Origin of the sequence: Paeniglutamicibacter cryotolerans (assembly GCF_014190875.1) — a bacterium.
Lineage (GTDB): Bacteria > Actinomycetota > Actinomycetes > Actinomycetales > Micrococcaceae > Paeniglutamicibacter > Paeniglutamicibacter cryotolerans.
Genome location: NZ_JACHVS010000002.1, coordinates 818357 through 841716 on the forward strand (window position 1 = coordinate 818357; position 23360 = coordinate 841716).

Annotated in this window: 17 protein-coding genes and 1 tRNA gene; 11 read left to right on the plus strand and 7 right to left on the minus strand. The window is 65.1% G+C overall.

Features of this window, described 5'->3' with window-relative positions:
* Positions 1-27: 27 nt before the first annotated feature.
* Both E9229_RS16940 and E9229_RS16945 read right to left on the minus strand, forming a co-directional pair.
* Complete coding sequence (locus tag E9229_RS16940) at positions 28-666, minus strand: hypothetical protein (RefSeq protein WP_183512823.1); 639 nt, start codon at positions 664-666, stop codon at positions 28-30.
* 118 nt (positions 667-784) lie between these two features.
* Entirely contained in the window at positions 785-1987 is a 1203-nt protein-coding gene (locus E9229_RS16945; protein WP_183512824.1) for a glycosyltransferase, read from the minus strand.
* Between the two features lie 352 nt (positions 1988-2339).
* Between E9229_RS16945 and E9229_RS16950 the strand changes: the two genes are divergently transcribed.
* The 5 genes from E9229_RS16950 to E9229_RS16965 all read left to right on the plus strand — a co-directional run bounded on the left by E9229_RS16950 (position 2340) and on the right by E9229_RS16965 (position 5934).
* A complete protein-coding gene (locus E9229_RS16950) occupies positions 2340-3047 on the plus strand; it encodes a histidine phosphatase family protein (RefSeq protein WP_183512825.1) in 708 nt (235 codons plus the stop codon).
* Positions 3048-3056: 9 nt separating this feature from the next.
* Positions 3057-3611 carry a DUF3090 domain-containing protein gene (locus E9229_RS16955; RefSeq protein ID WP_183512826.1) on the plus strand — a complete coding sequence of 185 codons (555 nt, stop codon included), beginning with the start codon at positions 3057-3059 and terminating at the stop codon, positions 3609-3611.
* Positions 3611-4378, plus strand: coding sequence for an SCO1664 family protein (locus tag E9229_RS16960; protein WP_183512828.1), 768 nt, complete (start codon positions 3611-3613; stop codon positions 4376-4378). The genes E9229_RS16955 and E9229_RS16960 overlap by 1 nt, the downstream gene beginning before the upstream one ends.
* Positions 4379-4712: 334 nt before the next feature.
* A complete protein-coding gene (locus E9229_RS19915; protein ID WP_312855744.1) occupies positions 4713-5036 on the plus strand; it encodes a zinc-binding metallopeptidase family protein in 324 nt (107 codons plus the stop codon).
* 58 nt (positions 5037-5094) lie between these two features.
* Positions 5095-5934, plus strand: a complete 840-nt coding sequence (locus tag E9229_RS16965; protein WP_312855745.1) for a peptidase dimerization domain-containing protein — start codon at positions 5095-5097, stop codon at positions 5932-5934.
* A 715-nt stretch (positions 5935-6649) separates the two neighbouring features.
* Here E9229_RS16965 and E9229_RS16970 read toward each other — a convergent pair.
* The 4 genes from E9229_RS16970 to E9229_RS16985 all read right to left on the minus strand — a co-directional run bounded on the left by E9229_RS16970 (position 6650) and on the right by E9229_RS16985 (position 10560).
* Positions 6650-6733, minus strand: a tRNA-Leu gene (locus E9229_RS16970).
* 295 nt (positions 6734-7028) lie between these two features.
* Positions 7029-7913 (minus strand): MaoC family dehydratase, encoded by an 885-nt coding sequence (locus tag E9229_RS16975; RefSeq protein ID WP_183512829.1) that lies wholly within the window; start codon positions 7911-7913, stop codon positions 7029-7031.
* On the minus strand, positions 7910-9247 hold the full coding sequence (locus E9229_RS16980; protein ID WP_183512830.1) for a 3-oxoacyl-ACP reductase: 1338 nt from the start codon (positions 9245-9247) through the stop codon (positions 7910-7912). Before E9229_RS16980 ends, E9229_RS16975 begins: the two co-directional genes overlap by 4 nt.
* A 2-nt stretch (positions 9248-9249) precedes the next feature.
* Positions 9250-10560: an acetyl-CoA C-acetyltransferase gene (locus E9229_RS16985; RefSeq protein ID WP_183512832.1), complete on the minus strand. Its 1311-nt coding sequence runs from the start codon at positions 10558-10560 to the stop codon at positions 9250-9252.
* 70 nt (positions 10561-10630) lie between these two features.
* Between E9229_RS16985 and E9229_RS16990 the strand changes: the two genes are divergently transcribed.
* Both E9229_RS16990 and E9229_RS16995 read left to right on the plus strand, forming a co-directional pair.
* Positions 10631-11419, plus strand: coding sequence for a TetR/AcrR family transcriptional regulator (locus E9229_RS16990; RefSeq protein WP_183512833.1), 789 nt, complete (start codon positions 10631-10633; stop codon positions 11417-11419).
* Positions 11319-13442, plus strand: coding sequence for an acyl-CoA dehydrogenase family protein (locus E9229_RS16995; protein WP_183512835.1), 2124 nt, complete (start codon positions 11319-11321; stop codon positions 13440-13442). The genes E9229_RS16990 and E9229_RS16995 overlap by 101 nt, the downstream gene beginning before the upstream one ends.
* A gap of 348 nt (positions 13443-13790) precedes the next feature.
* On the opposite strand, the gene E9229_RS17000 is transcribed toward E9229_RS16995, so the two are convergent.
* Entirely contained in the window at positions 13791-15821 is a 2031-nt protein-coding gene (locus E9229_RS17000) for an EAL domain-containing protein (RefSeq protein ID WP_183512836.1), read from the minus strand.
* 212 nt (positions 15822-16033) lie between these two features.
* On the opposite strand from E9229_RS17000, the gene E9229_RS17005 reads away from it, so the two are divergent.
* The 4 genes from E9229_RS17005 (at position 16034) to E9229_RS17020 (ending at position 23144) form a co-directional block, all read left to right on the plus strand.
* Entirely contained in the window at positions 16034-17515 is a 1482-nt protein-coding gene (locus E9229_RS17005; RefSeq protein WP_183512837.1) for an SDR family oxidoreductase, read from the plus strand.
* Positions 17512-18519: a YeiH family protein gene (locus E9229_RS17010; protein ID WP_312855746.1), complete on the plus strand. Its 1008-nt coding sequence runs from the start codon at positions 17512-17514 to the stop codon at positions 18517-18519. Before E9229_RS17005 ends, E9229_RS17010 begins: the two co-directional genes overlap by 4 nt.
* Positions 18520-18605: 86 nt before the next feature.
* A complete protein-coding gene (gene pepN, locus E9229_RS17015; protein WP_183512838.1) occupies positions 18606-21266 on the plus strand; it encodes an aminopeptidase N in 2661 nt (886 codons plus the stop codon).
* A 246-nt stretch (positions 21267-21512) separates the two neighbouring features.
* Positions 21513-23144, plus strand: coding sequence for an NAD(P)/FAD-dependent oxidoreductase (locus tag E9229_RS17020; protein WP_183512839.1), 1632 nt, complete (start codon positions 21513-21515; stop codon positions 23142-23144).
* The last annotated feature ends 216 nt before the right edge of the window (positions 23145-23360 follow it).

The following is a 23360-nucleotide window of genomic DNA, read 5'->3' on the forward strand; positions in this document are numbered from 1 at the left end:
TGCCGCAGCGGGGCGGGTTCGGCATCCTCAGCATGTGAAGCGCTCCGGCAGAGACCCGGCCGAGGCCGGATCCAACACCCAGTCCTGGGCCGAAGCCCCCTGGGCGCACTGGCCCGGATCCGGGCAGAAGGCGAAGGCTCCGGCGCGCAGGAAGCCACCGAGCTCGCCGGTGCTCAACGGGTGCGCCCCGACCAGGCCGGCCACCACAAGCGCCGTGTCCTGGTCGAGGCCCACCTCCATGCAGGCCGCGGCCACCGCTTTGGCAATCGGCAGCGGCGCATCGGCCCGCGGCATGGACCCGGCACCGTCCCAGAGCATGGTGCAGTATCCGTGCCCGAGGTTGGCCGCCGGGTTGGTCTCGGCGATTTCGGCCACCAGCGACGAGAACACCGAGGACGGATCGCAGACCACTTCATCGAGCGCTCGGGCGCCGGGGCGGGGTGCCTTGGCTGGGGCCCGGAGGACAGGTGCCAGTGCGGGGCGCTTGGATTTGGCCGGTGCTGCCACGGCAGGCTTCGAGTGGCTCTCCAAGCCGTCGAACAGGCCCCCGGCTCCCCCACCGGGATGTCCGGCACTCAGCGATGGAAGCAGGTGTTCGCGGCCGATGTCCGATTCGGGGCGGTGTTTCCTGTCGCAGTCAAAACACCAGTACATTTCCATCGCCATCGCGTGCGGCTCCTTCTTGCTTGCGTTGAAGGGCACCCCTCGCGCGTGCCCGGTCCCTTGCGCTCAACAGTATCGGTGGGCGGTCCGAACCAGGCCGAATGAAACGGCTGCGCGCGACTCAGTGGCCGCAGTCCATGGCCAGATCATACGAGACGGCGGCCGCAGCGGCCGTGTTTTCCCAACTAAAGTCCCGGGCGTGCAGCGCCGCTTGGCGGCCGAGTCGTTGGCGGGCTTCCGGTTCCTCGGCGAGGTCGATCATGGCCGCCGCCCAGTCTTCGGGCTCAAGTCCGGGAACCAGTACCCCGCTGTAGCCCTCCTTGACGGCATAAGGCAGTCCGCCCACCCGGTGCGCCAGCACCGGGGTCCCACAGGCCTGGGCCTCGATGGCCACCAGTCCGAAGGATTCGCTGTAGGAAGGCACCGCCACGAGATCCGCGTCCCGGAAAGCGTGGGCCAGCTGGGGGGCCGGCAACGGGAGCCCGAAGCGCACCAGATGCCCCACGCCCTCCTGCTCAACCAGGCATTGCAGGTTCAGTTCCTTGCTACCCGAGCGGGCCCCCAGAATGGTGAGCTTCACGTCCAGCTCGGGGCGCTGGCGGTGCAGGAGGGCCAGAGCGCGGACCAGGATCTGCGGTCCCTTGAGTTTCTGGATGCGACCGGCGAACACGACGCGCATGCGGCCCGGGACCCCCGGTGGCACCGGACGATCGCCGGGGTGGAAGACCGAGAGGTCGACTCCGGGAGGGACCACGTCGACACGGGTAGCGTCGGCACCGTAGTAGCCGACCAACTCCTCGGCCTCCGCGCTGGTGTTCGCCGTCAACCGGTTGGCGCGATGGGCGAGGTCCTGTTCGGCCAGGATGCGGCGCGGCGGTTCCTCGGCATCAGGCTGGAGCAACTTCTTGACCTTGCCCATGGTGTGCATCGTATGGACCAGCGGGATGCCCCAGCGTTCGGCCAGTTCGAGCCCGACGACGCCTGACATCCAGTAGTGGCTGTGGATCACCTCGTAGCCGGGGTTGCTGCCGACGGCCCGGGCGAAATCGCCCAGGTGGTCGGCGAGGGCCTCCTTGCTGATGGGTCCTGGCTTTCCTGCGGGAATCGGGATCACCCGGACTCCCCCGCCCAGGGTGACCGATGGCTGTCCGGGCTCGCCGCGGGTATAGATGTCGACGCTCGATCCGCGCTGCGCCAGGGAATGCGCCAGCTGGCGCACATACACGTTCATTCCGCCGGCATCGCCGATGCCGGGCTGGTCCAAGGGTGAGGTGTGCAGGCAGAGCATGGCAATGCGCGAGCCCTTGCCCTGTTCGGTGGTCATGTGGATCCTTGCGTTGCCGTGGTCTTGCGTTCGGGTGCAGGGACTTTTCCTCCGCACCGGACACTGGAATCAAGTTTAGGTCCGCCGGGCCTGGACGACGCATGGTTACACGGGCAGTCACCTGCCTCCCTTGCTTACCCGTGCAACCCGAGTACCGAGGTTCCACCAAAAACTCATCGGAGACATGCGTAGACCCGGCACACGTCGCGCACAGGAATATGGGCATACCGGAACTGCGGCATGTGAATACCGTGTCCGTCGCGATGAATCCGTCGGCGTGGTCCACCACAGGATTAAACAACTTCTGGGCGTAGGTGGAGGATGGCCTCGAGCCGGTGGTTATGCTGGGTCAATGGCAACAGTTATCCTCGTGCGGCACGGCCGCACCACAGCCAATGCCACCGGACTGCTGGCCGGTCGGGCAGCTGGCATCAACCTGGACCAGGTCGGGCTTGACCAGGCTGCCCTGACCGGAGGCCGGCTCGCTGCCGTGCCCTTAGTCGCAGTGGTGTCCAGCCCGCTGGAGCGTTGCCGGCAGACCGCCCAGTTCATCCTCGATCGCCAGCCCGGCGCCCCGGACGAACTGGTCGATCCGGATCTCACCGAGTGCGACTACGGTAACTGGCAGAGCCGCACGCTCGCTGATCTCGCGACCGAGGATTTGTGGTCGGTGGTCCAGTCCCAGCCCTCCGCCGTCAGCTTTCCGGGAGGTGAGTCCCTGGCCGCGATGCAGGCCCGGTCGGTGGCAGCTATTCGACGCCACGATGCAGCCTTCGAAGCAGAGCACGGGCCGGGGGCCGTGTGGGTGGCGGTGACTCATGGTGACGTCATTAAGTCGATCCTCGCCGACGCGCTGGGTATGCACCTTGACCTGTTCCAGCGCATCAATGTGAGCCCAGCCTCCGTATCGATCGTGCGCTACGGCACTCATCGGCCGACCGTCTACGCGACCAATACCGACGCCGGGGATCTATCGTGGCTCTCGAACAACATCCACTCCGGCGATGCGCCTGTGGGCGGCGGGGCCGGACAACAGGCACCACGCATCCCGGGAGCCTAAGATATTCATATGCCTACACGTGTTCATGAGTTCATCTGGCCCGATCGGGTCGTCGTTGGCACCCTTGGCCTTCCAGGGGCGCGAACGTTTTACCTGCAGGTGCACGCAGGCAAGCAGATCCTCAGCATTGCCCTGGAAAAGCAGCAATCGGCTCTGCTCGCCGAGAAGATCGACGAAATCCTCGACCAGCTCGGCGTCCTCGAGGGAAACCCCTTCAGCGTTCCCACGAGCACTCCTGTTGAACTCGTCGATAATGAGCCGCTCGAGCCCGTTCAGGAGCAGTTTCGGGCCGGCGCCATGGGCTTGGGGTGGGACCCAACGACGGCGCAGGTCGTCATAGAGGCCTACCCGATCACCGAGGTTGAAGCCGAGGATGAAGAGGAACCGGTTGACGGGATCGATCCTGAAGCGACAGAAATGCTGCTGGTGCGCATGCCGGTCGGTTCCGCCCGGGCCTTCGCCCAGCGCACCCGTGAGGTCGTGGGCGCCGGACGTCCGATCTGCCCGCTCTGTGGTTACCCCATAGACTCCGACGGGCACACCTGCACCGTCCCCGAGGCCTGATGCCAGCGCCGGACCTCGTGAGCGCCGAGCTGTTGCTCACTGGCCGCCTCACGACAGCCTCAAACGCTACCTTTCTGGGCAGCATCGGTGAGGTGGTGGTCGTCTATAAGCCGATAGCAGGTGAAAATCCGTTGTGGGATTTTCCCCACGGCACCCTGGCTCACCGGGAGCTGGCCGCATACCTGGTCTCGCAGGCCCTGGGCTGGAACGTCGTGCCGCACACCTGGCTACGCGATGGTCCGCAGGGTGAGGGAATGGTGCAGCTCTGGCAGCAGCAGGACCCGGCCCAGAATGCCGTGGACTTGGTCGCGATGGACGAGGTGCCGGAGACGGGATGGAAGCACGTGCTCGAGGGTCAAGATGAGAACGGGCTGGTCGTCGCCCTCATCCACGAGGACTCGGTCGCGCTGCGGCACATGGCCGTGTTCGACGTGCTCGCCAACAATGCCGACCGCAAGGGCAACCACGTTCTGGCCATGAGTGACGGGCACCGGTACGGGGTGGATCACGGTCTCACCTTTCACGCTGAGAACAAGCTGCGCACGGTGTTGTGGGGGTGGTTGGGAGAGGCTTTGAGTGCAGGGGAACTCGAGGGCATCGATCGCGTCAGCGACGGACTGCACGGTCAGCTGGGTAGAGACCTCGCGGACTTGCTCAGCGTCGAAGAAATCGCTTCGCTCAGTGCGCGTTGCTCCCGGTTGCGCTTGGCTCGGCGGTTTCCGGCTCCCAACGGTGAGATGCCCGCGGTGCCCTGGCCGTTGTTCTGAGGCAATGACGGTGACGGGCGTGAGCGGCGTTCACACGTTGGCGGCTGGGATCCCAGGGGATCTGCGGAGCCCGTTCCCGAGTGCAATCTTGGCTGACATGAACACGCTCATGGACTGCGTCCCGTTGAGTCCGCCGCACAATGCGGAAGAATCGCACGCACAGAGACTCTCGAGGCAGCATGAGGCGGCACCGTGTCTGACCCAGGCCATGCCACGCCGGGCATGGCATGGCAGACTCAAATCACCGGCATTTGGGGACATGAACGACAGCCACCACACGTCCTGATTGAAAGACAACGAGACGATGAGCTCCGTCATCGAATAATCCCGGGTTGTGGCAAATCGTCTGGAGTCACTCAATATAGACCTCCAGCAGAACCCTGGACTCTCCTTTGGCGAACATCGCACCGCCGGTATCGTGGCCGATCGGCTCGACGCCTTCGGGCTGGAAGTCCTCAGCGGGGTGGGCCGCACAGGGGTGGTGGGGATCCTCCACAATGGCGATGGGCCCGTGGTGATGCTACGTTCCGGCATGGATGCACTGCCCGTGTTGGAGGACGTGGCTCTGGACTATGCCAGCACGGCCCGCGGCGCTGACCCGGACGGCAACGAGGTTCACCTCCTGCACGCCTGCGGCCACGACGCAGACGTCAGCTGAGTGCCGTGTGGAACTGCTCAAACAGAACGCCGCAGACTGGAGGAGCAGGGGCGCGGCCGTGTTCCAACCGGCCGAGGAACGCGCAGCAAGGGACAGGGCCATCGTCGCCGACGGTCTCTTTGAGCGGGCTCCCAAACCATCCGTGGCGCGTGGCCGACACGTCGCACCACTGCCGGCCGGCATGCTTGGACGGCGTTCCGGTGCCGCATTTGCCGGAGCCGACCAGCTGACCATCACCATGCACGGGCGCGGAGGAGACCACGGCTCCCGGCTGGAAACCCCTGTGGATCCCGTGGTCATGGCGGTGGCCGCCGTGAGGCGCTTGCAGACAGTAATCGCGCGGGAAGTTGCCGACGGCGACAGCGCAGTCCTGACCGCGGGGCAGGTCCAGGCCGGCAGCAAGCACAACGTCATTCCCAACGATGCCGTCCTAGGATTATCCGTGCGTAGCTCCATCGTGGAGGTGCACGAACGGGTGATGTCGGGCATCGAACGTATCGTCAACGCCGAGGCTGCCGCGTCGGTTGCGGAGCGAGAGCCTGAAATCGTGCTGCAGGACTCCCTTCCCGTGCTGGTGAACGACACTGCTGCAACCTCCCACACGCGTGCGGCATTCGATGCAGGGCTCACCGGACAGGCTGTGATGGACCCGGGTGCAGTGACAGGCAGCGATGACGTGGGCATTATTTCGGATGCCGCAGGCGTTCCGCTGTGCTTTTGGCTGCTCGGCGACACAGAGCCTGCCGAGTTTGCTGCCGCGTCGGCGGCCGGCACGGTCGACCGAGGCATCCCTTCCAACCATTCTCCACACTTCGCCCCACTGATCAGCCCCACTCTGGAGGCGGGCATTGCCGTCTTGGTGGTGGCCGCGCGGGAAAGGCTCGACGAAGCCACCTAGGGTTACCGGTTACATCAGCAATGCCTTGAGGCGGTGCTTGCCGTTTTCTGCCACCCCATGGACCGGTCTGTTAACTGCTATCAGGATCGATGCTGATTCTTCTGGGCGTGATCCATCATTTTCCTGCCCGATGGGTTTCCAGGTTGCTGGCACTACGGTGTTTCCGATGAAGCCGACCGCGCCGGATATCAAAAGTCATTTGCATGGCAGAATTCCAGGGGTCGTGGCAGCACCCCTGATGATGTGGCACCCAATAAATCGCGCGGGCACGCGGCGGGGTTCTCCCACTCGATCGTCTTCCGGGGCTGGTCATTGAATTCCTGAGCGGCATGCTCCAGATCATCCAGCCCGTACACACCCAAATCGGCGCTTCGGGTGAAGTCGTGGCATAACATCTCATTCGAATTTCCGTTGGAGTCCCGCTGCTAGGGCTGGGCCGAGTCACTGAAAGGGACTTCAAGGCCAGCCCGGGATATCAATGCGGCGATCGTCCTGACGAAGAGTTCCTCGGGTAGCTCAAGGGCCTAGGCGCCTGAAAGCTCATTGAGCTCTTTCGCCAAGCATGCGGATGGATCGTCATACCGCCAGAGCCACGCCGGCGCGACGCGCCCAAAGCGCAGGATCACACATGGCTTGGTCCTATAAGCCATGGCTTGCGCATCTCGGCGGGTACAAAAAACCCCCGATCAGATTTCTCTGACCAGGGGCCTGTTTGTGCGCGAAGGGGGACTTGAACCCCCACCCACTTGCGTGGACCAGCACCTCAAGCTGGCGCGTCTACCTATTCCGCCACTCGCGCTTGTGTGGCTACGAACCTTAGTTTCGCCCTTCCGGAGAAGTTCGATTCATTCGTTCGCGGCGAGATAAGACTCTAGCACGGGTTTTGAGCAGACACCAATTCGGGGCCTCTTTGGGGCGAAAACCCCGGTTCTTCTAGGGAAGACATCGATTCAGGACCTCGAAAACGACCATTTCACCCGAAAGTATGTCGAGAGTCACATTTCAGTGTTTGGAGAAGGTGGGAACGAGCTGATCCGGGTCCACATGCGTGTGCCGCGGTGCCGTCCGTGGCGGTGGACGGCACCGGGAGCAGCTCAGAGCGCGGAGACCGCTCCGGTGAAATGCGGTTTGCCGCTGCGGCTGGCCCATCCGTCAAAACTCACGGAGCCCTCCTCCTGACGGATCGACACATCGACAACCCCGGGCAGGAAGGCCGGAGTCATGAACTCCACCTCCCAGCCGTAACCTCCATCGTGGGGTGCTGCAGTGGCCAGCGCACGCCCGGCCAAATACATCCCGTGGGCAATCTGGCGCTTCATGCCCAGCAGCTTGGCGCTGGCCGCGCTGAGGTGAATCGGGTTGTAGTCCCCGAGTACCGAGGCAAACCGCCGACCGGTATCGGCACCCAGGCTCCATGAAGCGGTTCGCACCGGAGGCACGAAGGGCGGACGTCCAGCTCCATGACGTGCGGGCTTCTCCCCCGGCCAGATACCCCGCGCCAAGTAGGTGGAGACACCACGCCAGAGCATTTCACCATCGGCACGCACCTCGGCGACGACCTCGAGGGTCGTGCCGCTGTGGTGTGATCCTAGATTCTGCGCGTAGGCCACGGCATCGAGCACCTGGTCTACCGCAACGGGCGCAAAATGTTCCACCTCGTTGCGCAGGTGCACCATGCCCAGCAGCGGCAGCGGGAAATCATCGCGAACCAGCACGCTCATGGCGGCGGGGAATACCATTCCGTGGACGAAGGCACTGGGCAGCTCATCGCGCACACTGTCTCCCATGAGCCGCTGATAGGCCACCAGCGCCCGGGTGTCGGCCTTTACGCCACTCACCCGGTGCTCGGTATCCGGCAGCACCAAGGAGGCCGGACGGGCACCGGGCAGCTTTGCGGCTACCTGCCGGCGCAGGCCTGTTGCATACAGCGAACCAAGGCTCGGCAAGGTGTCCAGTTCACGGACCGGGCGGGCGGTCATGCCCCCACCAGCGACTGTCCGCACACCCGCAGGGTACGCCCATTGATCCCGGCCGCAGCGTCCGAGGCAAGGAAGCCGATGGCCTCGGCGACATCCAGCGGCAGGCCGCCCTGCATTAGCGATGGCATCAGCATCCGGGCCACGGTGCGGGTTGCCAGCGGGATCCGTGCCGTCATGTCGGTTTCGATGAAACCCGGGGCAACTGCGTTGATGCCGCCACCGGCCCGGGCGAACGCCTGGGCACTGGCGGCGACCATGCCGATGACTCCGCCCTTGGAGGCTGCGTAGTTGGCCTGCCCGCGATTTCCGGCAATGCCGGAGGTGGAGGCAAGCGAGACGATCCGCAACCCGGGCAGGCCCGCGGCAAGGAACGCATCGTTCATGCGCAGCTGTGATTCGAGGTTCACCGCAATGACCGAATCCCAGCGGGCCGCGTCCATGTTGGCGAGCAGCTTGTCGCGGGTGATCCCGGCATTGTGGATCACGATGTCCAGCGAACCGTGGCGTGAACGGGCGTGCTCCACGATCACCCGTCCGGCATCGGGACGGGTGATGTCCAGCTGCAGCGCCGTGCCCCGGACCTCGTTGGCGACCTTGGCCAGCGCGTCGCCGGCAGCCGGGACATCGACCACCACCACGGTGGCCCCATCCCGGTGCAGGGTTCGCGCGATGGCGGCGCCGATGCCTCGGGCGGCCCCGGTCACCACTGCCACCTTGCCTGCCAGCGGCTTCTCCCCATCGACCGGGAGCACCCCGGCGTCCGAGTCCACATGGAGGAACTGTCCATCGACATATGCGCTGCGCCCAGAGAGCAGGAAGCGCAGGGCCGCTGCGGCGGAGGGGGCATCGATGCCCAACCCCGCGTGAAGCACGACCCCGTTGGCCGTTGCCCCGCCGCGCAACTCGCGGCCCAGCGAACGAACGGCCCCGTCGATGCCCTGACGGACGGCGGCACTGCCCGGGGTATCGGCCTCGGCGGCCGGGCGGGAGAAGGAGAGAACGCGGCCACCGGGCAGCAGCCGTCGCAGGGCGGCGCCGGCTGCAAGCATCGGTTCGGAGAGGTCGGCGGGGGTCGCGGCGTCGTCGAGCATCAGCACGATGGCTCCGAGCTTCTCCCCGGCCAGTGCATGGCGCCGTACATCCAGACCCCAGCCCAGCAGCAGTTCGGAGGCGGCAGACGCCTGGGCCGAGTCTCCCAGCAGCAGCAAGGGCCCGGGGATCAGCGGATCCCCTGATGTGTAGCGGCGAAGGATGGCCGGCCGGGGAAGCCCGAGGGCCTTGGCCAGCTTCTTGGGTCCTCCGTGGTTGACGAGCTCCAGGTACTTGTCGGCCATGATCAGCGTGCCTCCAGGATCGCCACGACACCCTGGCCGCCGGCGGCGCAGACGGAGATCAGGCCTCGACCCGAGCCCTTCTCGTGTAGCAGCTTCGCCAGCGTGGCCACGATGCGTCCGCCGGTGGCGGCAAAAGGGTGACCTGCGGCCAGCGAGGAGCCGTTCACATTGAGTTTGGTACGGTCGATGGATCCCAGCGGCGCGTCCAGGCCCAGTTTGTTCTGGCAGAAGTCGGAGTCTTCCCAGGCGGCCAGCGTGGAAAGCACGGTGCCGGCGAAGGCCTCGTGGATCTCGTAGAAGTCGAAGTCCTGCAGCGTCAGACCGTTGCGGGCTAGTAGCCGCGGCACCGCGTAGGCCGGTGCCATGAGCAGCCCCTCGGCCCCCTTGACGAAGTCGACGGCGCCGGCCTCGAAGTCGACGAAGTTGGCCAGCATCGGCAGGTCGTTGGCCCGGGCGTAATCCTCCGAGCCCAGCAGCACCACGGAGGCACCGTCCGTGAGCGGAGTGGAGTTGCCTGCCGTCATCGTCGCCGCCTCGCCCAGGCTCTTGCCGAACGCAGGCTTGAGCTTGGCCAGCTTTTGGGCGGTGGTGTCGGCGCGCAGGTTCGTGTCCCTGGCGACGCCGCGGTACGGGGTCATCAGGTCGTCGAAGAAGTGGCGGTCATAGGCCGCTGCCAGATTCTGGTGGCTGGCCAGCGCCAGCTCGTCTTGCGCCTGGCGGGTGATGTTCCAGGCCCGGGTGGTCAGCGCCTGGTGGTCGCCCATGGACAGGCCGGTGCGTGGTTCACCGGTGCCCGGCGCGTCGGGTGCCAGGTCGCGCGGACGGAACTTGGACAGCGCGGAAAGTCTCGCGCCGGCGCTACGTGCCCGGGAGAGGTCCAGCAGGATCGAGCGCAGCCCCTCCGAGACGGCTATCGGGGCGTCGGAAGTGGTGTCCACCCCGCCTCCGATGCCCGACTCGATCTGTCCGAGCATGATCTTGTTGGCCAGTGAGCCGATGGCCTCCATGCCGGTGGCGCAGGCCATCTGCACGTCGTAGGCCGGGGTGTCGGGCGACAACGCTGTTCCGAGCACCGATTCGCGGACCAGGTTAAAGTCCTTGGCGTGCTTGAGCACTGCTCCGCCGGCCACGGCGCCAATGCGCTGGCCCTGCAAGCCGAAGCGGGCCACGAGGCCATCGAGCGCAGCGGTGAGCATGTCCTGATTGCTGGCCTTGGCATAGGCGCCTCCGGAACGGGCGAACGGGATGCGGTTTCCACCAATGACGACTGCCGGGCGAATGCCCCGGGGCGGAACCTGGGTGTTGTTGGCCATGCGCGCGCTCTCCTTGGATTCACTGTGATGAGGGTTACTGATACTCAGCGTACCTGATACGCTGAGTATCGTGAACAGCCACGTACAGGAAACCTCTACACCGCCCCCGGACGCCCCGGCGGCCGACGGCCGCTCGGCTCGTTGGGACGCGCACCGGGCCGAGCGCCGCCGGGAATTGCTCAAACTGGCCCGCCGCGCCATCCACCGACTCGGCCCTGGTGCCTCCATGGACGACATCGCCGCAGACGCCGCGACCAGCAAGTCGGTGTTCTACCGGTACTTCGGCGACAAGGACGGGCTGCGCCAGCGGCTGGCCGAGGCGGTCATAGCCGACTTCCACGCCCACGTGATCTCCGCCGGCCGCTCCGGAGCCACGGAACACGAGGCGCTCCACTCGATGGTCCTGGCCTACCTGAACCTCGCATCCGGCTCCCCCAACATCTACTTCTTCGTGACCTCCACCGGATCATCTGACGTACTGACGTCCCCGGCCGGGGCCGAACCCACCGGCATGGCCCTCGACGGCTTCTTCACCGAGCTCACGGCCATGATGACCGAACGGCTCCATGTCCACCTGGACGCCACGCAAACCACCGGCAGCCCCGTGTGGGACCTGTGGCCACGTGCGGCCATCGGCATGGTCCGCTCTGCCGGGGAACTCTGGCTGCGCCAGGACCCCGGCCACCGCCCGCCGGCGAAGGACCTCGCGCGGGGCATCACGCAATGGCTGACACGCGGCATCGACCGGCCCCGGGCCGATGACGAATCCCACGACTTCCAGCTCGAATCCGAAACCGACCCAGCGAAAGGCGCCACCCGTGACGCAAGATATCCTGACCAACGAATCCGCGGCCGTTGACGTGGCGGCGCTGGGCGAACAGCTGCTCGGCCGCTGGGCGGATATCCGCCGGCGCGCCCGCGAGATCGCCGGGGACCCGAAGATCCAGCGCATCGACGGCCAATCGATGGACGAGCACCGTCAGCGCGTCTTCACCCAGCTTTCGGACCTGGTGGATGCCGGATCGGTGCACCGCGCCTTCCCCGTTGCACTCGGCGGCGAGGATAACCATGCGGGTTCCATCGCTTCTTTCGAGGAACTCGTCACCGCGGATCCGTCGCTGCAGATCAAGGCCGGCGTCCAGTGGGGCCTGTTCGGCTCCGCCGTACTACACCTGGGTACCGAGGAACACCATGCCAAGTGGCTGCCGGGCATCATGAACCTCGAGATCCCCGGCGCGTTCGCCATGACAGAGATCGGACACGGCTCGGACGTCGCTTCCATCGGCACCATGGCCACCTATGATGCCTCGGCGCAGGAATTCGTCATCCACACCCCCTTCAAGGCGGCCTGGAAGGAATACCTGGGCAACGCGGCAATCCACGGCAAGGCCTGTGTGCTCTTCGCCCAGCTGATCTCGAACGGTGTAAACCGCGGCGTGCATGCCTTCTATGTCCCGCTGCGCGACGAGAACGGCTTCCTACCCGGCATCGGCGGGGCTGACGACGGCTTGAAGGGCGGGCTGAACGGCATCGACAACGGCCAGCTGCACTTTACCCACGTGCGCATCCCGCGAACCAACCTGCTCAACCGCTACGGCGACGTGGCCCCGGACGGCACCTACACCTCACCGATCCATAGCCCGGGCCGCCGCTTCTTCACCATGCTCGGCACCCTGGTCCAGGGCCGCGTGTCGCTCGATGGCGCCGCTGTCGCCGCATCCAAGGTCGCCCTGCAGATCGCCGTGACCTACGCGAACCAACGCCGCCAGTTCAACGCCTCCTCCCCCACGGCGGAGGAGGTGCTGCTGGACTACCAGCGCCACCAGCGCCGGCTGATCACCCGCCTGGCGACCACCTACGCCTCCGGATTCGCCCACGAGGAACTGCTGGCCAAGTTCGACGGCGTCTTCTCCGGCGAAACGGACACCGACGCGGACCGCCAGGACCTGGAAACCCTTGCCGCCGCCTTGAAGCCGCTCTCAACCTGGCACGCGCTGGACACGCTGCAGGAATGTCGCGAGGCCTGCGGCGGTGCCGGTTTCATGGCCGAAAACCGCTTCACTTCCCTGCGCGCGGACCTGGATGTCTATGCGACATTCGAGGGAGATAACAATATTCTGCTGCAGCTGGTGGGCAAGCGGCTGCTTACCGACTACGGCCAGGAATTCCGCAAGCTCAACGCCGGCGTGCTGGCCCGCTACGTGGTGCACCATGCGGAAAAGGTGGCATTGAACCGCTCGGGCCTGCGCCAGCTCGCCCAGACTGCCGCCGACACCGGCTCCGAGCGCCGCAGCGCCAACGTACTCAAGGACCCGCAGACCCAGCACGAGCTACTCACCGACCGGGTCGGCTCCATGGTCTCGGAGATCGCCGATGCGCTGCGCGCCGTGCAGGGCCGCAGCCAGTCCGAGCAGGCGGCGGCCTTCAACGAACACCAGCAGGAACTGATTGACGCGGCCCGCGCCCACGGCGAGCTCCTCCTCTGGGAGTCGTTCACCCGGGCCCTGGACGAGGTGGCCGATCAGGGCACCCGCACCGTGCTCACCTGGCTGCGCGATGTCTACGGGCTGGGCCTGCTCGAAAAGAACATCGGCTGGTACCTGATGAACGGCCGCCTGTCGATGCAGCGGGGCCGCACGCTCAGCTCCTACATCAATCGCCTGCTCGCCCGCCTGCGACCGCACGCCCAGGACCTGGTCGACGCCTTCGGCTACGGGCCCGAACACCTGCGGGCCCCGCTGGCCACCGGCGGCGAGAACGAGCGCCAGGCCGAGGCCATGGAATACTACCGCCGGCTGCGTGCGTCCACCGATGCGCCACTGGATGAAAAGATCATGGTGGCCCGCGAGAAGGCGGCCAAACGGGCTGCGAAGTCGAAGTAGCTCGAACCCTGCCCGGTGCCGCACCCACCAGAGTTCGGCACCGGGCAGGGGCCTGCGGAGGACCGGGGTGGAAGTTCTCGCAAGAAGCGTCTTTGAAGTGATGCCCGCGTGGACAATCAAATTGCTCATGACGCTGGCGGCTTCATGCGCGCGTTCGATGCCCCGGAGAGAATCAATACTGCAGCCAGTTCAAAGCCCAAGAGCCCCTTTGCTGGCCCACTGGAGCTACAGAAGCCGGTGCTGGCTGCCATGCACCAGCGCCGTGCAGCTGCGGCATTGAAGCACAGCCGAGGCCAGCGAATCGATGTAAGCACCCCAGTCTGGACGGCATCCAACGGGGCTTGATCTCTACGGGTTTCCGGAACCAATCCGGTCCAGGTCATCGGTCTCGGGGCGGGACGGGTGCTGGCTCTCCAGAACCGTCAGGTGGCTGTCAAGTCCTACCGGTTGCTCCCCTGGCCGACCCAGTAGATAGCCTTGCCCGGCGAGCACCGGCTTCTGCATGCCCTCTTCACAGCCGCACTGCAGCAGCGCCGCCAGCATCCGGTCTTCTTCGATGCCCTCCGCCACCACCCATCCCCCGGTATGCCCGACAAACGTCATGGCCGCAGCAACGGTGGCCGACGCGGAAGGATCCGTGCCAAGCCGGGAGATGACCTCTGCGTCGATCTTGATGATATCGAACCGGACCAGGGTCAGCGCGTGCAGTCCGGCGTTGCCCTGTCCCATATCGTCAAGGGCCAGCCGGAAACCTCTTTCATGTGCCCGGGTGAGGGTACGAATCGGTTCGGGGCAGTCCAGACCGGCCTGTTCGGTCACTTCCAGTACGACGTCGGCGGGTTCCAGGCCCGCAGCGGCCAGCCCCGCGATGAGATGGTCTATATCCAGCCCGGCCAAAGCGCCGGGGTGGATATTGAGGAACAATAAGCCCTCCCACTGCCGATCCTTCACCGCAGCGAGAACCGCGCCCCGAGCCAGCGCATCGAGCGTCGGGGCCAGCCCGAGGCGCTCGGCGAGGTCGAAGGCCTCCTGCGGACCGACAATCGGCGATTCCTTGGGCAGCCGTAGTAACGCCTCGTGGGCCAGTACCACGCCCCGGCGCAGGTCCCAGATCGGTTGAAACGCCACAGCGATGGGAGTTTGGCCCTGCACCAGCGCCATCAGCGCCTCGATCTTCTCCGTACTGACGCTGTGCCCCGAGGCCATGGAACCGAACGTGACGCTTTGCCGACGACCACGCCCCTTGGCCTCGTAAAGGGCCGCATCGGCGCGTTCCCAGAGTTCCTGCAGTGCCACCGGAACCGACGCAGTGCTCGAGGCGATGCCAGCACTGAAGCTCACCCCTGGGAAGCTCTTGGCCAAGGATTCCCGGACCCGGTTCAGTGCCTCAGCGGCACGTTCTTCGTCGCTGCCCGGCAAAATGACGGCGAACTCGTCCCCTCCTAGCCGATAGGCGGTGTCCGAGGCCCGCAGTTCTTTGAAGGAATCGGTCAGACCCCTCAAGACGCGGTCGCCCTGGCTGTGCCCGAGGCGGTCGTTGATCTGTTTAAAGCCATCCAGGTCGATCAGCGCCAGCGTCACTGTCGTGTTCGTTTTGTTGGCGAGCGAGGCTTCCAGGGCTGGGCGGAAGGGGCGCCGACCAGCCAAGTTTGTCAGCGCGTCAAAATCCGCCTCCGATCGCGCGCGTTGCTGGCGCCGGTGCAATGAGCGACCGCCCAAGATATATGACAACGGAAGCGCAATTCCCACAGCCAGCAAAAAACCGATAATGTTGCGCGATCGCAGATCGGCGACGAGGTCCGTGACGATGCCGGCTTGCTGCTCGATCTCCAAAACCAGCATGCCATCCGGAGTCGAGACCGGTACCACAAATTCATGCCGCGCAGCGTCTGCCCCTTCGTCGCTGCCCACTGCACCCCGGCCCGTTTCCAGTACCGCTTGCCGGCCTGCGGCATCAGCCGGCGTCCCGGAGGGGTCACCGTTCCCGCCACCGACACTGGAAAGCAGATGGTCCTGCGCATCGAACAATCCGGCATACACCGTGCCGTAGCTGTGTCCGACGTGTCGCATTTCGTCAGCGATCAGCGTTTCCCTGAGCTTCGGATCCACATCCATCGCGAGGACTTCCTCGAGCCCCGAGGCCAAGACCTCGTAATTCCGCAGCGAACCCTCGAGCACGCGCTCGACGATCTGCTGCTGTGCCAGGCCGGATTCCACGAGACCTGCCAGCAGCATCGCCGAGGAAACAGCCAGCATCCACTGGGCCATGAACGGCAATCCCGCGGGCTTGAAGCGCCGCATCCACCTGACACGGGTTTTGGTTACCGGCCGCACATCTTCACCGCCCGGTACCTGCGTGAAAGTCTGGTGATAATCCATGGGGCCCCCGTTGCGGGGGAATCAGCGCCCCGAGCTGTCCCGTCAACGTTCTGAGGACGAATAACCTCTAATATAGTCCGGAAAATTTCGGCCGCCTTGCATCATCGCGCACCCGCCTGTAAACCAACTGCGGCTATCGCGTGTTGCCCTGGCTGGCCGCCGCCGTTGCTGCGGCGCCGTGACTCGCGAGGCGGCGGTAGAATTCAAGGGACATGACTGAACAGCATCCCTTCACCGCCGCCGACCTCGACGCAGCCCTGCGCGTCTTGGGGACCGTCCACACCCTCGATGAGACCGACGACCGCTATATTGCGGTCCGCCGGGCCACGGGCAAAATGTTCAAGGCCGCCAAGCGACACCGCAAGACCACCAAGCGAGCCGAGATCGCCGATGCGGACCGGGCGACCGTCGAACGCACAGCGACCGGTTCGCCGGACCGGCTCGATGACGAGACGATGGGCCTCGACCTCTCCTCGAATACCGACGGGCACACCGCCGGCGAGTACCTGCGCCCGCGCGGCTGCTACATCTGCAAGGAGCGCTACACCACTGTCGACGCGTTCCACCACTACCTCTGTCCCACCTGCGCGGCCGAGGGACGCGAACGCCGCGACGCCCGTGCGGACCTGCGCGGAAAGCGCGCCCTGCTCACCGGTGGACGTGCGAAGATCGGCATGCACATCGCCCTGCGCCTGCTGCGCGACGGCGCCCACACCACCATCACCACCCGCTTCCCGCGCGATGCAGCACGCCGCTTCGCCGCCCTGGAGGACTCGGCCGACTGGCTGCACCGCCTGCGCATCGTCGGCATCGACCTGCGCGACCCTTCCCAGGTCATCGCCCTGGCTGACAAGGTCGCCGCGGACGGCCCGCTGGACATCCTGATCAACAACGCAGCGCAGACGGTGCGCCGCACCTCGAACTCGTATAAGCACCTGATCGAATCCGAGGCCACTGCGCTGCCGACCGAACTGTCCATGGCCAACGGCGGGCCCGAGGTGTGGGGCGAGAACCAGCCCCCGCTGGCGCACCCGCGCGCCCTTGCCTCCGCCTTCCGGCTGCAGGATTCACCGCTGGTCGCCATCTCCTCCGATGGCTACGACGCCGGAAAGCTGGCCGAACTGGCGATGACCGCCGGATCCGCCTCGCTTCAGCGGATTGCGGCCGGCACGGCGATCGACGCCGGTGGCCTGGTGCCGGACGTCGTGGATGAGAACTCCTGGACTCAGATCCTGCAGGACGTCGATCCGCTGGAGCTGCTCGAGGTGCAGCTGTGCAACGTCACTGCACCGTTCCTGCTGGCCTCGCGGCTGCGTCCGGCACTTGCGGCATCCGATGCGCGGCGAAAGTACATCGTGAACGTCTCGGCCATGGAGGGCCAGTTCTCCCGCCGCTACAAGGGCGCCGGACACCCGCACACGAACATGGCCAAGGCCTCGCTGAACATGCTCACGCGCACCAGCGCCAAGGAGCTGCTCGAAAAGGACAGGATCTTGATGTCGGCCGTGGACACCGGCTGGATCACCGACGAGCGTCCGCATGAGGCGAAGCTGCGCATGGTCGAGGAGGGCTGGCACGCACCGCTGGACCTGATCGACGGGGCCGCGCGGGTCTACCAGCCGATCGTCGATGGCGAACGCGGCATCGACCTCTACGGCTGTTTCCTCAAGGATTACGAGCCGTCCCCCTGGTGAGCACCGGAACCGGCTGGTTGAGCGATGCCCGGTGGCCCGGATGGCTGATGGCCGCCGGGCTGCTGGGGGTTGCCTGGTCGCTGCATGCGCTGGTGCCGGCGATCCCGATGCTGACCGCTTGCGTGGTGCTCGGCGCTTTGGCCGGGAACCTGCCGCTCGGTGCCCATACCGGGCGCTTCCGGGTGGCCATGGGGCCGGGCATGGCGTTTTCGGGCAAGAAGTTCATGCGCCTGGGCATCGTGCTGCTGGGCCTGCAGCTCTCGCTGGCCGACGTCGCCGGGCTCGGGATCATCGGCGTGCTGCTGATCATCGGCGTTGTCGCCGGAGCCTTCGGCGGCACCTTGCTGCTGGCCAAGGCCCTGAAGATGCCCGGGGACCAGCCGGTGCTGCTCGCGACCGGATTCTCCATCTGCGGAGCCAGCGCCATCGGCGCCATGTCCGAGGCCCGCGGCAGCCAGAAGGACGCGCCGATCCCGGTCGCCCTGGTCACGCTCTGCGGGACGCTGGCCATTGCCGTGCTGCCCGCTGCAAACCTGGTCCTGGGACTGGATCCATTGGACTTTGGCCGCTGGGTCGGCGCCTCGGTGCATGACGTGGGACAGGTCGTGGCGACTGCGCAGGGCGCCGGAGCCGTGGCCCTGGCCGCAGCCGTCGTGGTGAAGCTGGTACGCGTGCTGATGCTCGCCCCGGTGACGCTGCTCGGTACGCTGAGCGCACCCAAGGGCGCCCACTCCGGCAAGCGCCCTCCGCTGGTCCCGCTCTTCGTGATCGGATTCATCCTCGCCATTGCCCTGCGCACCACGGGAATCCTGCCCGAAGCCGTACTCGAAGCCGGGCACGTTGCCCAGGAGCTGCTGCTCGGTGCCGCACTTGTCGGGCTCGGCTTTGCCATCGACCTTCAGCTGCTCTTCCGCAGCGCAGGGCGGGCCACCACGGCCGCGCTGGCAGCCTGGGGCGTCGTTGCAGGGCTCGGCCTCGGCGCGGTCGCACTGTTCCCGAACTGATGGGCCGGCCACCGCCCCGACGATGCGGAAATTAACGACAACGCCAAAGAAGGTATAAAGCATATATTTCATGTTTCAATAGTCATATGCCGCAGATCACAGGAACGCCAGCACCCGCCAATGAGAACCTGACCCGCGAAGAGGCCGCCGCCCGCGCCGCCGCACTGCACGTTGACGCCTATCGGGTGGCAGTGGACTTCTCGACGGCCCGCGACCACCAGGTCACCGGCTTCGCCTCGGAGACCAGCATCGACTTCCGCGTCATCAATGGATCACGTTCCACCTTCCTGGACTTCATCCACGAATCAATCGAGTCGATCACGCTGAACGGCCGTGAACTGGATCCCGCCACTGCTGTTGTCGGCTCGCGCATCATGCTCGATGGACTGGCGGAAACCAACACGGTCACGGTGCGCGGCATGGCCTATTACAGCCGGTCCGGCGAAGGCCTGCACCGCTACCTGGATCCCGCCGATGGGCAGACATACCTCTACAGCCAGTACGAACCGTCCGATGCCCGGCGGGTCTTCGCGAACTTCGAACAGCCCGACCTCAAGGCTCCGTTCAGCTTCAGCGTCACGGCTCCCACCGGTTGGCATGTGGCATCCAACCAGTCTTCCACCTCGGTCAAGGAGCAGGCCGACGGCAACAGCATGACCGAGTTCGGACCCACATTGCCGATCTCCACCTACATCACCACACTGCTGGCCGGCCCATACCATGTGGTGCGCTCGGACTGGTCGGGAACGATGTCCGACGGAGCGGAACTCGACATCCCGCTGGCACTGACCTGCCGTGCTTCCCTCGCCCCGGCCTTGGATCCGGACGAGCTGTTCAAGATCACCCGGCGCGGACTGGACTTCTTCCACGAGCTCTTCGACTACCCCTACCCCTGGGGAAAATACGATCAGGCATTCGTTCCCGAGTACAACCTCGGCGCCATGGAGAACCCGGGCCTCGTCACGTTCACCGAGGCCTACGTCTTCAGCTCCCGTGCCACCGTCGCCCAGCGTGAGGGCCGAGCGAACACGATCATGCATGAAATGGCGCACATGTGGTTCGGCGATCTTGTCACCATGAGCTGGTGGGACGACCTGTGGCTCAAGGAATCATTCGCCGACTACATCGGCACACTGGCAGTCCACGAGGCGACCGACTTCGAAACCGCCTGGGTGACCTTTGCCAACCGCCGTAAAACCTGGGCCTACGTCCAGGACCAGCTACCCACCACGCACCCGATCGTCGCCGACATCCCGGACCTCGAGGCGGCACGGCAGAACTTCGACGGCATCACCTATGCCAAGGGAGCCTCGGTGCTCAAGCAGCTAGCCGCCTACGTGGGCCCCGAGGCCTTCCGGGATGCATCGCGCAGCTACTTCCGCGCCCATGCCTTCGGCAACACGACGCTGAAGGACTTCCTGCGCGAACTCGAAGCCGCCTCGGGCCGGGACATGAGCCACTGGGCCGCGACCTGGCTGCAGACCGCCGGTGTTCCCGTGCTCGAGGTGGTACTGGAGCTGGAACACGACGGAGGAAAGGTCATCTCCGCTCGACTCACCCAGTCTGGAATCGACCCGGTCACTGGCTTACAGGTGCTGCGGCCCCACCAGCTCCGCGTCGGGATCTTCGAGCTGCTCGACGGATCCCTGGTGCGGACCTCATCGGAACTACTCACGATGAGCGGCGACTCGATTGAGTTGCCGTTCCTGGTGGGGAAGCCGGCACCGGCGTTGATCCTGCCCAACGACGAGGACCTGACCTATGCGAAGCTGAAACTGGATCCGGGTTCGCTGGACACCGTGCTGGCACATGCCGATGCGCTCACGGATCCGCTCGCACGGGCAAGCATCTGGGCCGCACTGTGGAACATGGTCCGCGATGCGGCGCTGCCGGCCCCCGTGTTCGTGAAAGCCGTCGCGGATTTCGCCGGTGGAATCACAGAACCCGGCGTCTTTTCCAGCGTGGTGGATCAGGGCGTCACTGCTGCAAATTCCTACTGCGCGCCCTCAATCCGCGATGCGCAACGCAGGCTGCTCGTTGACGCACTCACGGCCGTCCTTGATGCATCCGCCCCGGGCGGCGACCAGCAACTTGCTGCGGCTCGGGCCTTCGCCAAGCTCGCCCGATCCCAGGCCGATAGCGAGACCTCGGACCTCGTGGCCGGACTGATTGACGGCACCCGCGCGCCGCGGGGCCTTGTCCTCGATGAGGACTTGCGCTGGGCACTGCTCCAGGCCCAGGCAGTCCACGGCCGGGTCTCCCCCGCCACGCTTGATGCCGAACTGGCCGCTGCACCAAGCGCCGACGCAACGGTCGGTCACGCGCTCGCCAGCGCGGCACGCCCCGATGCCGGGATAAAAGCAGCCGCATATGCGGCGGTTATCTCCGGCAGAGACGCACACGGCAACACACTGTCCAATGCGCAATTGAGCGCAACGGCCGAAGGATTCACGCTCGGATCCTGGGAATTGCTGCAGGGCTACTACACCGGGTACTGGAATGAACTGGAACGCATTTGGGCCGAACGCAGCATCGGCCTAGCCACCCGAGCCATTGCGGGGCTTTTCCCGAACGCTCAGGATATCGATCCAGAAGTAGGTGCCGATCGGCATCCAGTATTGCTGCGGACGGTCCAGTGGCTGGAAGATCACCCGGATGCCCCGCGGGCCCTGCGCAGGATCCTGATTGAGGAACACGACCGACTGCACAGGTCACTGCGGGGACAGGCTGCATCGGTCGCGGCTTAGACAGCTTGGTCTTTAACCGTTGTCGTGGGCCAGCCCGGCGAGCTGCATCACGGGTTTGACCCGGCTGCGGCTGCATTTGGGCCGTCCCCGAGTCAGCCGTGATATCGGCATGGGCTGCTGTCGCAGCAGCCCATGTTTCATGGTGAAAAATGCAGGTCGTTCACAGACTTCCATCCGTAGATCAGGGCTAAGCTCTGATAGGGCACGAAATAATCGGATAGTTCCTGACCGAAGAAGGAAATGGCCGTGAAAGTAATCGTGATTGGTGCAGGACTAGCGGGACTGCGTGCCGCAGGACTGGCCTCCGAACAGGGGCACGACGTCACGATCTTGGAAGCCTCGCAAAGGGTTGGTGGCCGCGTCGATACCGAGCTGGTTGACGGATTTCGGTGCGACCGCGGGTTTCAGCTTATTAATCCTGGCTACCCGGACGCTCGGCGGGCACTGAACTTCAAGGACCTTGAACTACATCCATTAGGGCGCGGTGTCGCGGTTCGGGATGAGTCTGGTGTTCAGATATTGGCTGATCCTTTCCGGCATCCCTCCTACCTGAGAGGGTTGTTCGGCGGTACGGTCAAGCTCAGGGACGTTCCTGCGTTGCTCCGCTGGAACCGCCTTGCAAGCGGCAAATCGTCGACGCTACGCCAAGTCATCGACGGAGCTGGTTTCTCCGTGCCCTTGCGCAAGGTCATCGAAAGTTTTTTTTCGGGTGTCGTAGCCGACCGGGACCTAAAAACCGTGGCTTCCTCGGCTCGAACGCTGGCCTGGTATTTCGCCAAGGGAATCCCGTCGTTGCCGGCGCAAGGAATGTCATCAGTGGCGCATCAGTTGGCCGAGCCGGTCTGGGAACGCATCCGGTTCTCAATGACAGTAGAATCCCTCATCAGCCAGGATTGCCAAGTGAAAGTAGTCTGTGCCTCCGGCGAAGAGCTGATGGCGGACCGGGTGGTCGTGGCCACCGGTCCCCGGGTTGGTGCCCGGCTCACTGGACAGCCCGAGCCGACCATGAATTCACTGACAACGTGGTGGTTTGATGCCCCTCACCGTCCCAATAGGTCGCCATTCCTCTACCTCGATGTCCGCAGAGAATCCCGGCTGATCCACACTTCGGTGATCTCCAATGTGTGCCCGGCGTATGCCCCTGCCGGACGTCATCTGGTGCAAGCAACCGCCGTAGGTGCGCACGATTTGGATGACAGCGAAGCTTTGGCCCAAGCCGCCAGCATCATGGGGGTTCATGACCCCGACTGGAGATTGCTGGTGCGCCACGACATTCCCGATGCATTGCCCTCCATCGAGCCCGGGCAGCGTCCCCTGGCCAGTGGGATCCCTGGAGTGGTCATTGCCGGTGACACTGCGGAATCCTCCATTCAAGGCGCATTGGCCAGCGGCGTTGCCGCGGCACGCGCACTTGGCGATACACGAGGAATGGTCAATGCGGGTAAGCCCTTCAACGATACGTTCACCCTTCGGATTCGGTGTATCGGCGATGCCAAGGACATCTGGGATAAACTGACCGACCTGGATGGCCACACCCGAGCCATTCCGCTCACCACAGTGACGCCGGCTCGAAACCGGATGCGCGAGGGCCTGGAATTTGTCGGACTCACGTCCTTGGGGCCAGTGAAAATTGCAGACCGAATGCTGGTCCTCAGAGCCGAAGCCCCTAGGGAAGGAAATCCGGGACGCCTAGAAGTATCGAAATTTGGCCCCGTAGCAGGCGAAGTCGAGGCCAGCATCGAGCAACATGGCTCCGAGGTCGTGGTCGTCTGGCGCCAAAGCCTCCGTCCGGCGTGGCTGCCGCGCTGGCTCAGACCCCTGGGAACAGTTGTCGCACGAGCAGGTTACGGCATTGGGCTACGTAAACTGCTCACCTGAAAAGCGCCTTCGTCGAGATGGCTCGCGGGGTAGCCCCGGGCTATTTTGCCGGCTCTGGGGGAAGTCCGATTCAATGAGGCAACTTCAGGTGTGATCGACCGGTTCGTCCGAAATACAGTTGAGGACGTTGGGCCGTCCACGGCCAGAAGTTGTGGCGCTGTCTTGGACAGAAACTCATGTCACCAGTACAGTGATGAATCCTCCACACACTCAACT